At 61.4% G+C, this 12,625-nt stretch carries 16 protein-coding genes; 10 read left to right on the top strand and 6 right to left on the bottom strand.

All coding sequences use genetic code 11. The annotated features are described in order from the left end of the window. The coding region (locus tag CKO42_RS20270; RefSeq protein ID WP_200248031.1) for an alpha/beta hydrolase at nt 1-642 on the bottom strand (642 nt) is incomplete at its 3' end. Nucleotides 643-897: 255 nt separating this feature from the next. Between CKO42_RS20270 and CKO42_RS20265 the strand changes: the two genes are divergently transcribed. Both CKO42_RS20265 and CKO42_RS20260 read left to right on the top strand, forming a co-directional pair. After that, the gene (locus CKO42_RS20265; protein ID WP_200248030.1) at nt 898-1,461 is read left to right on the top strand and encodes a hypothetical protein; all 564 of its coding nucleotides are present in this window, start codon (nt 898-900) and stop codon (nt 1,459-1,461) included. 101 nt (nt 1,462-1,562) lie between these two features. Next, nucleotides 1,563-1,940, top strand: a complete 378-nt coding sequence (locus CKO42_RS20260) for a hypothetical protein (protein ID WP_200248028.1) — start codon at nt 1,563-1,565, stop codon at nt 1,938-1,940. A 66-nt stretch (nt 1,941-2,006) separates the two neighbouring features. Here CKO42_RS20260 and CKO42_RS20255 read toward each other — a convergent pair whose 3' ends face one another. Together CKO42_RS20255 and CKO42_RS20250 are read right to left on the bottom strand one after the other, a co-directional pair. Then, a complete protein-coding gene (locus CKO42_RS20255; RefSeq protein ID WP_200248026.1) occupies nt 2,007-2,777 on the bottom strand; it encodes a hypothetical protein in 771 nt (256 codons plus the stop codon). A gap of 61 nt (nt 2,778-2,838) precedes the next feature. Then, nucleotides 2,839-3,276, bottom strand: a complete 438-nt coding sequence (locus CKO42_RS20250; protein WP_200248023.1) for a hypothetical protein — start codon at nt 3,274-3,276, stop codon at nt 2,839-2,841. Nucleotides 3,277-3,460: 184 nt separating this feature from the next. Here CKO42_RS20250 and CKO42_RS20245 point away from each other — a divergent pair, with 184 nt between their 5' ends. The 3 genes from CKO42_RS20245 (at nt 3,461) to CKO42_RS20235 (ending at nt 6,055) form a co-directional block, all read left to right on the top strand. Then, nucleotides 3,461-4,243 carry a ProQ/FINO family protein gene (locus CKO42_RS20245; RefSeq protein ID WP_200248020.1) on the top strand — a complete coding sequence of 261 codons (783 nt, stop codon included), beginning with the start codon at nt 3,461-3,463 and terminating at the stop codon, nt 4,241-4,243. 530 nt (nt 4,244-4,773) lie between these two features. Continuing rightward, nucleotides 4,774-5,187, top strand: a complete 414-nt coding sequence (gene rnk, locus CKO42_RS20240) for a nucleoside diphosphate kinase regulator (RefSeq protein WP_200248041.1) — start codon at nt 4,774-4,776, stop codon at nt 5,185-5,187. A gap of 241 nt (nt 5,188-5,428) precedes the next feature. Then, the gene (locus tag CKO42_RS20235) at nt 5,429-6,055 is read left to right on the top strand and encodes a trimeric intracellular cation channel family protein (RefSeq protein ID WP_200248017.1); all 627 of its coding nucleotides are present in this window, start codon (nt 5,429-5,431) and stop codon (nt 6,053-6,055) included. Nucleotides 6,056-6,058: 3 nt separating this feature from the next. On the opposite strand, the gene CKO42_RS20230 is transcribed toward CKO42_RS20235, so the two are convergent. Beyond that, nucleotides 6,059-6,898, bottom strand: coding sequence for an ion transporter (locus CKO42_RS20230; RefSeq protein ID WP_200248014.1), 840 nt, complete (start codon nt 6,896-6,898; stop codon nt 6,059-6,061). A 114-nt stretch (nt 6,899-7,012) separates the two neighbouring features. On the opposite strand from CKO42_RS20230, the gene CKO42_RS20225 reads away from it, so the two are divergent. The 5 genes from CKO42_RS20225 to CKO42_RS28005 are packed head-to-tail and all read left to right on the top strand — an operon-like array spanning nt 7,013 to nt 9,747. After that, the gene (locus CKO42_RS20225; protein WP_200248012.1) at nt 7,013-7,837 is read left to right on the top strand and encodes a DNA-binding protein; all 825 of its coding nucleotides are present in this window, start codon (nt 7,013-7,015) and stop codon (nt 7,835-7,837) included. Between the two features lie 45 nt (nt 7,838-7,882). Continuing rightward, a complete protein-coding gene (locus CKO42_RS20220; RefSeq protein ID WP_200248009.1) occupies nt 7,883-8,452 on the top strand; it encodes a 3'-5' exonuclease in 570 nt (189 codons plus the stop codon). Nucleotides 8,453-8,454: 2 nt separating this feature from the next. Further along, nucleotides 8,455-8,997 carry a chlororespiratory reduction 6 domain-containing protein gene (locus CKO42_RS20215; protein ID WP_200248006.1) on the top strand — a complete coding sequence of 181 codons (543 nt, stop codon included), beginning with the start codon at nt 8,455-8,457 and terminating at the stop codon, nt 8,995-8,997. Further along, the gene (locus tag CKO42_RS28010; protein WP_200248003.1) at nt 8,994-9,344 is read left to right on the top strand and encodes a uroporphyrinogen-III synthase; all 351 of its coding nucleotides are present in this window, start codon (nt 8,994-8,996) and stop codon (nt 9,342-9,344) included. Before CKO42_RS20215 ends, CKO42_RS28010 begins: the two co-directional genes overlap by 4 nt. Further along, nucleotides 9,340-9,747 carry a uroporphyrinogen-III synthase gene (locus CKO42_RS28005; RefSeq protein WP_322828663.1) on the top strand — a complete coding sequence of 136 codons (408 nt, stop codon included), beginning with the start codon at nt 9,340-9,342 and terminating at the stop codon, nt 9,745-9,747. Before CKO42_RS28010 ends, CKO42_RS28005 begins: the two co-directional genes overlap by 5 nt. A 5-nt stretch (nt 9,748-9,752) precedes the next feature. Here the strand turns inward: CKO42_RS28005 and CKO42_RS20200 are convergent, their stop codons facing one another. Both CKO42_RS20200 and CKO42_RS20195 read right to left on the bottom strand, forming a co-directional pair. Next, nucleotides 9,753-11,030 carry a replication initiation protein gene (locus CKO42_RS20200; protein WP_200247998.1) on the bottom strand — a complete coding sequence of 426 codons (1,278 nt, stop codon included), beginning with the start codon at nt 11,028-11,030 and terminating at the stop codon, nt 9,753-9,755. Nucleotides 11,031-11,629: 599 nt separating this feature from the next. After that, nucleotides 11,630-12,472 carry a hypothetical protein gene (locus tag CKO42_RS20195; RefSeq protein WP_200247995.1) on the bottom strand — a complete coding sequence of 281 codons (843 nt, stop codon included), beginning with the start codon at nt 12,470-12,472 and terminating at the stop codon, nt 11,630-11,632. Nucleotides 12,473-12,625: the final 153 nt, after the last annotated feature.

The raw sequence follows: 12,625 nt of genomic DNA, 5'->3' as shown, positions 1-12,625 counted from the left end.
ACTCTGCACGGTGGCGATCTCATCAACGGCCGGGAAGGCGACCCGAAGCGGGATCAGGCGCGAGAGCAGGGGATAATGCACCTCCGCCAGGCTCTGCATCCGGTCAAAGCTGGATTCGATGATCACCGCTGCGGGCGTCGTGCGTGCGGCCAACCAGGCCGCCACCGCGCCTCCAAGTGAACGCCCGAAGAGAACGATCTCCTCGGGCGGGGTACCCTGAACCTGCGTCAACCACTGCCAGGCCGCCGTGGCATCCCGATACAGTCCTTGTTCCGACGGCGAGCCCTGGCTGCGACCATAGCCGCGATAGTCGATGATCAGCACCTCCAGCCCCAGGTCGGTGAAGATCCGGAGCGAGTCGCCACGATGCGAGAGATTGCCGGCATTGCCATGGAAGAACAGCAGCGTGCGTGGTGCGGTGGCATGGGCTCTGGGCGGTTTGACTCTCCATCCATGTAGGCTGATCCCATCCTCGGTGGTCAGCTCAACCTCTTCATAGTCGAGGCCCCAATCGATCGGTGTCGCCTGCAAGCGTTCGTCGGGAAAGAAGATCATCTTTGGCTGCAGCCACCAGATCATGAGGCCAAACAGCAGCACGCCGAGCAAGGTCAGCAGCAGGAGGGATGTAAGCTTTGCGAGCATGAGGCGTCACGATATCAGTGATGCCAAACGGACAGCATGAGCGGATGATGCATACCAAGTCCTGATGCCGCTCTGTGCTTGATCTCGTGGCATCGCTTATGTCTCTCCTTCGCTCTCATGGGCAAAGACCGCAGAACACATGTCCAACCCTTGGCAAGACGACAGGAGCCGCCTTTGAAACCATACGTCCTCATCGCTTTGTTGCTGTGCAGCGCAGGCTTACAAGGCCATCCATTGTCTGACAGGCGCTTGGTGATGGACGAGGCGAGCTGTGCCGGGCTCGCGTTTGTTGGCGAGCATCAAGTTGATCTCTATGATGAATTGGAGTGTTCGCGCAGCGGAGCGGCAACCTTGTCGGCGCGGGTGCGGGCGCTATCTGACGATCTGCTGCTCATGGTGGAAGAACGCGGCGCAGAAGACGCTCCAAGCGGTCCGCCGCGGACTTGGATCTACCGGATCGACGCGCTAACCAACGAGCATGCCACCCTCACCGAACTCTGGACTGGGTGGGGCAACCTGCAAGACGAAACCATTGCTTACCGTATCCAACCCGTCAGCCAGGCTGGAAGCCAACCTGTTTACCGGGTTGAAGCGATGGAGATGGGCGATCGTGCCTGCTACATGACCTTCGTCGACGCGCAGCAGATGCAGCATGAGGCAATGGCCGATTTCGCTGTGTGTGACCGTCCGCTTGTTGGTCACTGGGTCAGCTTCTCCTATCAACAAGCCCGAGTTGCGGCGGCATCTTGTCAGGGTGACCCCGAATGCCGTGACGTCGAGAGTGTGCCGCTGATCGTCGATGCGCAGATCCAGCGCTAAGCCTGGTGCGGCAGACCGGCCGGCCATCCATGACCATCCGCGACGACCTTCATGAGGTCCCATCTGGCGAGGTGTTAACGATGCCTTTCTCGACCCGATCGATGCCTGTCGGCGCAACCCTCACGGGGCGTCGTTCCTTGCTTGTCTTGGCGCTCACCTGCTTGATCTGGCTCCAGACGCCATCGACGGCTTGGGCCGGGGAGAACCGATGGTTCGTGATCCTGGGGAGTCTGCCGCAGACCCCAGCCGGCCTCCAGCAAGCCCAGTCCCTGGCGGATCAAGTCACTCGACAGTTGTCGACGACGAACCTCATCGTCGCGGAGACGGCGTTCTATCCTGGGCTGACGCCTGATCTCTATGTCGTCATGCTGGGTCCTTACTTCAGCAGCGCGAACGCACAACAGGCCCTGCGCGATTCGGGTGTCCGCCGAGTGGTCTCCGATGCCTATGTGAAACAAGCTCAGGAGCGAGCGTTCTAGTCCACCGGCTGATCAAGGTCTCACCACGTCGTTGAACACCGCATGTCTACTGGATCGATAGACCGATCAGGCCATATGCGCCGTTACCTGCTCAAAGATACCAAGTTGTTTAGCGGCCGAATACGCACCGTGCTCTTCCCGATGCCAGGATGTCTTGGAGTTGAACCGCTGCGCTGAGGCTTCGATCGCCTTATGAGTCCATTTCCTGTCACGCTGCTGCTTCGACATGTGCGCGCAGCAAAGGTCTAACCAACCATTTTTTTGTGCATGCGCGTAAGCGTTCGAGGCTGCTTTCTGCCAGTCTCCCCGACGGGTATAGGCCGCAGCGGACTCCTTACAACGCTCAAGTGTCCAGTAGCCGCTTGGTCGGAGCTTGCTGGTCATGTGAGCGCAGACGACATCGAGTAAACCGCGCCGGTATGCACTGAGATAGGCGCTCGGATCAGCGTTCTTCCAGTCGCCCCGGCTCTGGTAACGCGCGGCCGATGCCATCAGGGCCTCGAGCGGCAGTTTGCGCGGTGATGCGGGCATGTGCCCGCAGACCACATCGAAAAGTTGATGTTGTTTAGCCGCGTTATAGGCGGAGGGGTTGCCTCGTTGCCAAGCTTGGCGTGTTGGGTACAAGGCGGCCGAAGCTCGGATCTCCGCAAGGGAAAGCGCCTGGCTGGACGGCACGGGGTCCATGTGCGCGCAGACGGTATCGAGCAGATCACGTTTACGCGCAGCCTCGTAAGCACTTTGGTCGGCGCGTTTCCACGCTGAGCGCGATTCGTACTGAGCAGCTGAAGCGGTGATGGCTTCAAGCGTCAGTGTTCGCTGGGGTTGCTTCTCGGTCATTGAGTCTGATCGATGCGTCGTGGCGCATGGCACCATCCAACCGCTACGTCAACGAGATCCTCTACTGAGAGAGGTCGATGCCTTCCAACCGCTGCTCTAGCGTCGTTGTCTGGCAAGAGACAGTGGCGAGGTGCTGGCCATCCTTTTCGACGTCGACTCCAGCGTCTAATTTATGATGCTCCGTCAGACGATCTGCCGAAAAAAACACGCTGTAGCGGACTGCGCCGTTCGGAATCGTCAGGCTGTAGTGGATGTAGCGCCCGATGCCGTTCCATTGACCGGTCAATGCGCTCGCACGTGGGACGGTGAGCGTCAGTTCTGGCATCTGGCCTGGTCGACCAAAGCAGTAACGGATCTGCTTTCCCGCATCACACACCTCGACCTCCTTGTGGTTTGTGGTCTTGCAGTAGAACAACCGAGTTTCGTTCGACGGACAGGCGGTGATCGTTGACGACCAAGTCAGTGTCAGAAACACAAGACTCAAGACCCACTGCCACATGATTCTGGACTCCAAAATGGGATGACCCGACAGAGCCAACCCAGTCAGCACAAGGGTGCTTAGACGCGCTAATCAAGTCAAGTTAATCTAGCTCAGATCAACCTAACCTAATCCAAGCCAACGAGCGCCCTGGAGCGACATCGCCTCAGACTGAGGTCCGCAGCATCGATGTTCTGTTTTCGCCATGACCGACCCTGAATCAACCACATCCGAGCCTGAGCAGGCGACCCCAACAACGCCTCGAGCACTGCCTGAAGGGCTCGAGCCTCTGGACCTGCTTAAACACTTTCCAGCGTGCTTCGACTTAGCCCATCCGCGCCCAGTAAAGATCAAGATTAACAAGGATATGATCAAGCCGCTCGTGGCCGAGCTGATCATCGTTGAGGGGACCAACAAGCATCAACGAATCGTTGCGAAACAGCTCCTGCGCAACTTGATCAACAGAGCGCTCGCCGCCTACTGCAATCTGCCGGCCTATCTCGAAGCCACCGTCGAAGGCGCACCCCGTTTAGCGATCGACGGCACTCCTTGCGGTCAGGTTAGCGCCCACCAAGCCGCGTATGCGGCGGCCGTGCTGCGGGGAGAGATACCACCCCAGAAGCCGTGGACGGTGAAGCCCCCAACACCCCCCGCTCCCAAACTCCCCAAAGATGCCCCACTGACGGAGGACGCCATCGTGCCCGGTCGCCTCGAGCTCACCCTGAAGTTCAACCAACTGCCAAAGGCGGTACAGATCAAGAACGGCATGAAGATCGGCATCCAGACCGACAACGCGCTGGTGGTCGCCACGCTGCGCCCGAAGGCCTGGAAGAAGCTGACCAAGGCCAACAGTGACTGGCCGCAGTGGGTGGCAGCCCTGAGCGGCACGCTCGGCGCTCAGGTGCCGACCGATCAGGGACCGGCGATCATCCTGCAGGAGCCGAATCTGCAGGTGTTCGAGAAGAAGCCCAAGCCGGCGACGGACTGAACGGACACTCATTCCTTCAGCCTGAGCATCGGGCATCTAGGCTCAGCGGTAGGCCGGTGAGGCGAGACAGCGCCAGCGGGCGGTTGAAGCGATTGCTCACTGCAAGGCCACCACAGCTGTCCGCTGTCGCCAGCGCCTGCTGGTTCTCGGCGAGGTGATCGGCGCCGCACATCATGCGATGACCATCGCCCGGCCAAGTGAGCCGTGTTCCGATCTGGTGTGATCCCTGAGCAGGCGCATCAGGTCACTGCCGCATATCGCACGCGCAAATTGCAAACCGACCGCGGCCCGCTGCAAGCAGGCTGCTGGCTGGAGTGATTGATTAAAGGGTCGCCCACTGCTAACGTCACAGGGCCATCACCGGCCACTTGATGGGGCGACGAAGGCCGCAATCTGCGCTAATTCGTCGTTCCCCACCAACAGCGCTTCCGCAACCGAGTTCACTTCTTCCGCGATCTTGTCCAGCCTCTGTGCTGACGATCACGGCAGCGGGTCTGCGCGGCAACGGCACCACTGACGAGACCCTGAGCATGTCATCACGACCAGAGCTTGTCATTTCATCTCTTGACGCAGAGCGGCTTGAGGCCCTGCTGGCTTCGCTGTCTGATCAGACCTTTCCTGGCAAGGCAGCACTGGAGGCAGAGCTTGCGCGTGCCGACATCGTGGAGCCCGAGCAGATGCCGCCAACGGTCGTCTCGATGAACTCCACAGTGCGCTTCCGGGTTGCCGAGTCGCACGAGGAGTTCAGCCTGCGGTTGGTCTACCCGAAAGACAGCACTGGCAGCCAGCAGACGATTTCCATTTTGGCACCGGTCGGCAGCGCCCTGCTCGGATTGGCCCAGGGCGATGAGATCGATTGGCCGAAGCCCGGCGGTGGCCTGCTGCGAGTGCACATCGAAGAGGTCATCGACCAACCTGAGCGCCGAGGGGAATATCACCGCTGAACGCGCTCATGGCGAGTGCTCGACCCGTCGACGGGCATTCGATAGCCGGGCTCGCACAGACGGCTATTCGCAGATCCGTTGCTGAGGACCACTGCCATCATGAACAACCAGCCAAGGCTCCTTTCCTCCGGCACGAGGCTCACGCGAGCCAGCTTGCAGGCGAAAGGGAGCATCGACGAATGAGCCTGCAGCGTAGCTGGATGGCATTTCGTACGCTGGCCACCGCTGGCGTTCGGCGCTGATGAGCGTGATCGACATCCTGTCGCTGTTGGGGCTCCTCGCAACGGCCGCGTTCGCAGCCTCAGGCATCCTCGCCGCCATGGGGACCCGGATCGATCTGTTCGGTGCGGTCGTCGTCGCGGTTGTCACCGCGATTGGCGGCGGCACGCTGCGCGATCTGATCCTCGATGTGCCGGTGTTCTGGCTCCATGACCCCGCCTTCATGGCCTGTGCCACGATCACCGGGGTGCTCGCCTTCCTCGGGCGTGCGCACTTGGATGCCCACGGCAACTTGTTGGCTTATCTGGATGCCATGGGGGTGGCGCTGTTTGCTTCGGGCGCCTTCATCAAGAGCACTGCGCTGGGTCTGCCGCCCGCCCATGCCCTGGTGATGGGGGTGATCACTGGGATCGGCGGCGGCTTGTTGCGCGACACCCTGACCGGGCGCGAGACGCTGTTGGTCTCTCCTGAGTTGTATGCCACGCCGATCATTGTCGGACTCTTGCTGCAAGCCCTAAGCACAAGCGTCTTTGCGCTGCCCCAGGACCTGGGGTATGCCGTCGGAGCGGTGTCGATCGTGATCATGCGCTCACTGGCCATTCACTACCGCTGGCGGATGCCAGCGGCCCTGATCAACCGTCCGCGCTGACACTCATCCAACCCGTTCGGGCTGGGGCGTCACCGCGCTGCGCAAGTCCGCCAACTCCCGCCGCAAGGCCGACAGCTCCTCCAGCACCCGGTCGGTATCGGCGTGCATGCTCACCTCGAATTCTTCCCGCTCATGCACATGCTCGGCCTCATGCATGGTCTGCATGGTGTCGACGATGATGCCGATGAACAGGTTCAACATGGTGAAGGTGGCGATGAGGATGAACGGGATGAAGAACAGCCAGGCCAGCGGATAGGCCTCCATCACCGGGCGCACGATGCCCATCGACCAACTCTCCATGGTCATGATCTGGAACAGCGTGTACATCGAAGCGCCGATACTGCCGAACCACTCCGGGAAGCGCTCCCCGTAGAGGTTGGTCGCCATCACCGCGAAGACGTAGAACAGCAGCAGCATCAATCCGGCAATCGAACTGATACCGGGAACCGCCTTCAGCAGCGCATCGACGATGAAGCGTAGCTGCGGCACCGTCGACACCAAGCGCAACACCCGCAGCACGCGCAACGCACGCAACACCGCCAGCGGCCCACTGGCCGGCACCAGGGCGATGCCGACGACGACGAAGTCGAAGACATTCCAGGGATTGCGGAAGAAGCGCCCGCCAAAGGCGAACAGCTTGACGGCGATCTCGAGCACGAAGACCGCCAACACCAGGCGATCGGCGAGTCGCAGCAGGGGGCCGATCGCCTCCGTAACGGTGGCTGAGGTCTCCAGCCCGAGCGTGATGGCATTGAGGACGATGAGGCCAATGATCAGACGCTGAATCGGCGCCGATTCGATCCAGGCGCCGAGGCGCGCACGCGACGACGAGAACGAGGACATCGGTGGATGCTCCAGAACGCAGACAGGGAGAGGGAGACGGTGGGGCGTCGAATCATAACATAACGCTTTTGTTATGCTATGTTATGAACATCCGTCGATCTTCAGGAACCTCTCATGCCCCGCACTGGTGTCACCCGTGAGCAGGTCCATCAAGCAGCGGCTGACATCGCGACTGAGGGCGCCAATCCCACCGTGCATGCGGTCCGCAAGCGCCTCGGCGGCGGCTCGCCAAACCGGATCACCCCCTGGCTCGCCGAGTGGCGCGAGGCGCAAACACCTCCCCAGGTCGACGCTCTCCCCGAGATCCCCCAAGCCATCGATCACGCCATGCGTCACCTGTGGGCGCTCGCCTGGCAACAGGCACAGGCGCAGCTGGCCACAGAGCGCCAAGCACTCAACAGTGCTCAGCAGGCGGTCGAGACCGAGCGTGAGGCCGTGCTCGCCGAGACGCGCGAACTGAAGGCCTTGGCCGAGGAGCGCCAATCGCGTCTGCAGGAGCAGGGCGTCGAGTTGCAACGCTTGCGCCTCGAGCGTGACGAGGCCTTGGCGCGCGCAACCCGCAGCGAGGTCTTACTGGAGCCGCTACGCGCCGATCTGGAGCAAGCCCGCGAGGCCGTGCTCCATTACCGCAAGCAATCCAACGGCCTGCCAGCTGAGTGCGATCGGCTCCGCGAGCAGGTCGCACGGCTGCAGACCGAGGCCTCACGCGATCACGAGACCGCTCGCCAGGCGAAACAGACACTGGATCTGGGCGGCAAGAAGATCAGTGCGCTCGAACACACACTTTCCGAAGAGCGCCAGACCCGCCAGCAGGCCGAGCAACAGCTTGCCGAGCTACGCATCGAGCTGGCCACCCTGCGCGAGCGCGCGTCTCAACAAGAACAGCTGACTCAGCTGATCGAGACCTTTCGCGTTCAGCCGCAACCCACCGAGCACTGATCACCGATCGATCATTCACATCCATGATGGAACAGGAGAACAGCCATGCCGCGCACCCTCTATTTGGATCTCGAGACCACCGGCCTGAATCAGCACCGCGACGAGATCCTGGAGATCGGACTCCTGGATGACGACGGCCAAGTCCTGCTCGACAGCCTGGTCCGACCACAGCATCACAGGCACTGGCTCGGCGCCCAGACCATCCACGGCATCCGCCCCGAGGATGTCGAGGACGCGCCCACGCTCGAGACTCTGCGCCCGCAGCTGATCGACCTGCTGACCGATGCCGAGGTGGTGATCTACAACGCCGAGTTCGAGCAGGGGTTTTTGCGCACCGAACTCGCGGTGGCAGCCAGCCTCCATTGCGCCATGCGTGCCTTCGCCGAGGTCTACGGTGAGCCGAGGAGCTATCGCGGCTATCGCTGGCAGAAGCTCCAGGTCGCCGCCGCCTACATCGGCTACGAGTGGCCCGGCAGTGCACACCGAGCGGTCAACGATTGCCAGGCCACGCGCGCGATCTGGCACTGGCTGCAACGCCAACCGATCCCGAGCGCGCCACCCAGGACCAACCGCGCAACCGCTACCCTTCAGCCTGCGATCGACACCGGAGCCTAGCCATGACCGCCGCCGCACCCCAGTACCAGCCCCGCTACCCCCGCGCCCGACTCTCCGCCGCCAAGGATGAGGTGTTGGCGGTCGAGATCACCCGTGAATCGGTCGAGCGCTGCGACATCCAGCCGCTGCTCGGCAAACTCGAACTGCTCAGCGAGGACGCGCACAGCGCCTTGCATTGGGAAGGCAAGCTGACTTTCTACTTCGGCGGCTGGGACCGCGACCCGCGCGAGACCGCCGAGATCCCTGAGATCCGCGCCTACTTCGCCGCCCTGACCGCCGAATGGCCCTATTGGCTGCACTTCGCCGAGAAGACCGGCGACAGCATCCCGCATGTGCTGCGCCTGCTCTGCCGCGGCCATGTCGAGCGGCGCCGTCAGGGGATCGTCGGCTGGCAGTTCGATGACCCGAGCGAGATCAGTCGCGTGCTACTGCAGCTGTTCGATCAGATGAACGCGCTCTATGACCGCCTGGGACTGCCCGAGGAGAACAATCAGCGCATCACCGAGGAAGTGGCGCAGTTGATCGAGTCGTCGTTGTTGGGATGAGCAAGGTTCTCGTCACTCGCCCACGGCACCAAGCCGAGCCGCTGGTCAGCGCCCTGGAACAGGCCGGTCTATCGGTCGTGCGCTTCCCGACCATCGAGATCCGCTGTCTCGAGGAGTGGACCCCGCCTGATGTGCGCTGCTTTGCTGGCGTCTTCTTCACCAGCGTCAATGCCGTGCACTGTTTCTGCGAACAGGTGCAGCGCGATGCACCTGACAGACTGGTGGATCTGCGCAGTGCCACCGTCTGGGCCGTTGGCTCAGCGACCGCGGCAGCACTCGAGGGCTACGGACTCGGCACCGAGCCACTCCCCAAGCTCGCCGATGCGGTGCATCTGAGCAGGCATTGATCCGGCGCGCATCAGCGGGCAGTCCTTCCTATTCGTGCGCGGATCGCAGTCGCTCGGCACCGTCCCCGAGGTCATTGCAGAACGCGGAGGGCGGTGTACCGAGCTGACCGTCTACGCGAACGGCAAGGCGCCGATGGACCATGCCCCCAAGATCAAAGCCTGGCTGCAGGATGGCGCGCTCGACTGTTTATCCTTCATCAGCCCGTCGACGGCGAAACATTTCTTTGAGGCCATGGGCAGCACTGAGATACCCGCTGGGACGCGGATCGCTGCCATCGGCACCACCACGGCAGCGGCGTTGCGACGGCTTGGACTGCCGGTGGATATTCAGCCCGAGGTCTACGATGCGCCGCACCTGGCCGAGGCGATCATCACCCGCCTCGCGCAATCAATCAGCGACTGACACGCTTACTCATCAAGTCGTGCCCGATACGCCTCCAGACTCAGCTCCTCCGGCTTCTCAAGCAACGTCTCGCATAGCTCAGAGAAAAACTGTGCCTCGACCATGCGGCTCTGGAATCCCTCGCGCCGGTATTGCTTCATCAGGAACGGCTGAGCGTGCTGCATGCGCTCAACGAACGCTGCCCGGTGCGCCTCCTGATCCGCTTCGGGTAATGCCGCGAAACAGTCACGCACGCGCTGGCCACGAAAGCGCTCCCAGTCAGACCTGAGCTGCTCCTGTGCCTGTCTGGCGACCAGCCGTGGTGAAGGTTTGGCTGGCGGACGGGGAGGCTCTGGCATGGGGCGATAGTCCTCCTCGATGGCGCGTACCAGATAGGCGGCCAGGTTCTTCACCTTGCCGGACCTGTACATCCGCAGCGCATGCTCGAGGTTGCCCTGAATACGATCGGCGTCGTGGGCATCGACCAGCGCTCTGGCTTTACGGATGCCGACACCTTGTTCGAGCAAGGCGGAGATCAGTGGATCGGTGGCGTCCCGGGTGGGTGGGTCGCAATCCACCTCAGCCTCCAGCATCCCACCGAGCATGAGCTGTACGGCCTTGCGCTCGAGTCCGAACCCGATGGCTGCGACGGCCCGACCGCGCTTGATGGCCTGGTACTGCACAGCGATATCGGCGTGCTGGTTGATCTCCCGAATGCAGGGCTTGAGCACGTCGGCGTTCAGATGCTTGTAGGGGCCATCGAACTGCAGCACATGGCGTAGGGTGTCGAGCGAGACCTGAACGCTGTGCGTCTGCGGACTGCCGGCCCGACACAGATCATCGATCAGGAATTCGTAGAGGGCCAGGGCATACTTGCTGGAGAACTGCGCCTGGATCAGCAGCTGGATCTTCGCGAACAGGATCGGATTCTGGATCTTGTCGACCAGTAGGGGATTGAGTACATAGCGCAATTGCCCGCTGCGCAGCTCGGCGCCGGCAAGGAAGGTACAGACACCCCAGTTGGTGGTGCGATCCTGCTTGAGGCTATTCCAGACGATCGCCGTCGTCGTGAGCTGCTCAAGGGCCTCTTTGATCACATCCGTGTTCTTGCTGCGACCCAGACCGATCAACGCCATCAACTGGGTGATCGGCATCTGGTTGTCGGTCTTGCCCTGGCGATGCTGGAAATGCCAGAGCAGCGCGTTGAAGACCTTGCGCTCGATCAGCGATAGCCGGTTGCCCACATGCACCGTCGCCGTCGGCTTGAGGAGTTGTTCCTGGGGCTTGCACGCCAACGCTTGCATCGCATCATCCTTCCCGTTCCATGCTCACTGCACTCGAGCCTACTCCAAAGGTCGACGGATGTCAGTCTTTTTTCGACCTTAGCCGCAACAGCGAACGAACCCCCAAATCTCCGACCTTTCCCCAAATCCTCGACCTTTCGGCCCCAAATCCTCGACCCTATCCCCAAATCTCCGACCTTTCAGTCGACGCGAACGGCGGATGCGACCAATCGAATCAATGGCTTGGCCAGAAAGCAACCTGCGGGTATAGCAGACTCCCCAAATCTTCGACCTTTCAATCCCTTGATAAACAATGGGTTACAGGCATTTCCCCAAATCTTCGACCCAAAAACCCCAAACCCTCGACCTTTAGCGCCGAAAAGTTCAATAGAAACAGATGCTTACAGATCCTCTTAATCTGTTGTTAATACTTAAAAAGAACAACAACATGGCCCCAAATTTCCGACCTTTCGCAAGACGGAAAGGCCGTAGAAACAATTGTTGTTGTTTTTTATAGGAAAAAAGAAAAGAGGGGAGACTAAAGAGGCCTCACGAGGCAGTAATGCCGTCGAGCTCAGTCGACGTGACCTTTCCGCGCTGAGCGGTTGTGTTCACCACAGTCAGGCGAGCTGAAGCGGTGGAAGTTGTTTCAGGAGAAACCCCGCCGCGTTGCGATGCCCGCCACCACCAAAGCCAGCGGCGATCTCCGAGACATCCAGGCCCTGTGCTTCCGAGCGCAGGCTGAAACGTCGTCCCTCGGGCGTGTCCCAGTAGCAGGCGGCAAAGGGCTCACCGCGACAGAGGACCGCGCCGACATCGGAGCTGTACTTGCCGGGGACGTTGATGACCGGAACATCAAAGCCAGCAATCCGACTGCGATAGGCCAGCGTCTCGACCAGTTCGCGCACATCCTTCTCGTGTTGGCGCAGGATCGGCTCGCCTTCTTCGCGCAGGGCCTCGGGGTCCTCGCGCATGAGCCGCCCCCATTCAATGAGCGAGAAGGGATAGGAGGCCAGCAGGGCGTTGATCTCTCGGGTACCGGGTAGCTCGAAGCGCCAGAGATCGCGGTCCTGGACGTGCTCGATCAAGGGAGGAGGACGCCGGTCAGGGAAGTAGTGCGACCAGGCGATCATGGCGCCACAGCGCTCCATATCGAAGATCGTGGTCACGTTGTCCGGCAGGTCGACCAGATCCGCTTCTGCGGATCGATGGTGATCGAGGATCAGGATGCTGTCGGCCGCGTCTGCCATCGCCAGCAGCACGTCACGACTGTAGCTGAAATCGACCAGGATGACCTCACGCCCGCGCACGTTGGGAGGCGGCTGTTGGTAGACACCTGGATGCAGTTCGAGTCCCGTCTCTGCATGCGCGGTATCGACGACCCAGGCGGCCGAGAATCCATCCAGGCAATCGGCGTGGTAGATGCACAGCGGCGGATTGGGGTTTTGTGCTGGGTTGCTCACAACGAACGGCGGCTCCGGGGTGGTGTCGTGCCAGGATCATGGGCAGGAACAACGCTGATCACTCGGCCAAAGCGTTTGGAAAGCCTACGGCCGACGCGCAAGGCCAAGGCGCGATCCCGAAAGCGAAGCGCCTGTTGGCGTCTGCAGGTCCGT

The organism is Lamprobacter modestohalophilus, from assembly GCF_016583905.1.
Taxonomy (GTDB): domain Bacteria; phylum Pseudomonadota; class Gammaproteobacteria; order Chromatiales; family Chromatiaceae; genus Lamprobacter; species Lamprobacter modestohalophilus.
This window is presented reverse-complemented; position numbering and strand designations above follow the sequence as displayed.

Excerpts from the sequence above, each read along its gene's own strand:
- CKO42_RS28010 (WP_200248003.1), top strand. The coding sequence starts at position 8,994 with ATGAGCAAGGTTCTCGTCACTCGCCCACGGCACCAAGCCGAGCCGCTG.
- CKO42_RS20200 (WP_200247998.1), bottom strand. The coding sequence starts at position 11,030 with ATGCAAGCGTTGGCGTGCAAGCCCCAGGAACAACTCCTCAAGCCGACG.
- CKO42_RS20245 (WP_200248020.1), top strand. The coding sequence starts at position 3,461 with ATGACCGACCCTGAATCAACCACATCCGAGCCTGAGCAGGCGACCCCA.
- rnk (WP_200248041.1), top strand. The coding sequence starts at position 4,774 with ATGTCATCACGACCAGAGCTTGTCATTTCATCTCTTGACGCAGAGCGG.
- CKO42_RS20265 (WP_200248030.1), top strand. The coding sequence starts at position 898 with ATGGACGAGGCGAGCTGTGCCGGGCTCGCGTTTGTTGGCGAGCATCAA.
- CKO42_RS20220 (WP_200248009.1), top strand. The coding sequence starts at position 7,883 with ATGCCGCGCACCCTCTATTTGGATCTCGAGACCACCGGCCTGAATCAG.
- CKO42_RS20215 (WP_200248006.1), top strand. The coding sequence starts at position 8,455 with ATGACCGCCGCCGCACCCCAGTACCAGCCCCGCTACCCCCGCGCCCGA.
- CKO42_RS20255 (WP_200248026.1), bottom strand. The coding sequence starts at position 2,777 with ATGACCGAGAAGCAACCCCAGCGAACACTGACGCTTGAAGCCATCACC.
- CKO42_RS20230 (WP_200248014.1), bottom strand. The coding sequence starts at position 6,898 with ATGTCCTCGTTCTCGTCGTCGCGTGCGCGCCTCGGCGCCTGGATCGAA.
- CKO42_RS20235 (WP_200248017.1), top strand. The coding sequence starts at position 5,429 with ATGAGCGTGATCGACATCCTGTCGCTGTTGGGGCTCCTCGCAACGGCC.
- CKO42_RS20260 (WP_200248028.1), top strand. The coding sequence starts at position 1,563 with ATGCCTGTCGGCGCAACCCTCACGGGGCGTCGTTCCTTGCTTGTCTTG.
- CKO42_RS20225 (WP_200248012.1), top strand. The coding sequence starts at position 7,013 with ATGCCCCGCACTGGTGTCACCCGTGAGCAGGTCCATCAAGCAGCGGCT.
- CKO42_RS20250 (WP_200248023.1), bottom strand. The coding sequence starts at position 3,276 with ATGTGGCAGTGGGTCTTGAGTCTTGTGTTTCTGACACTGACTTGGTCG.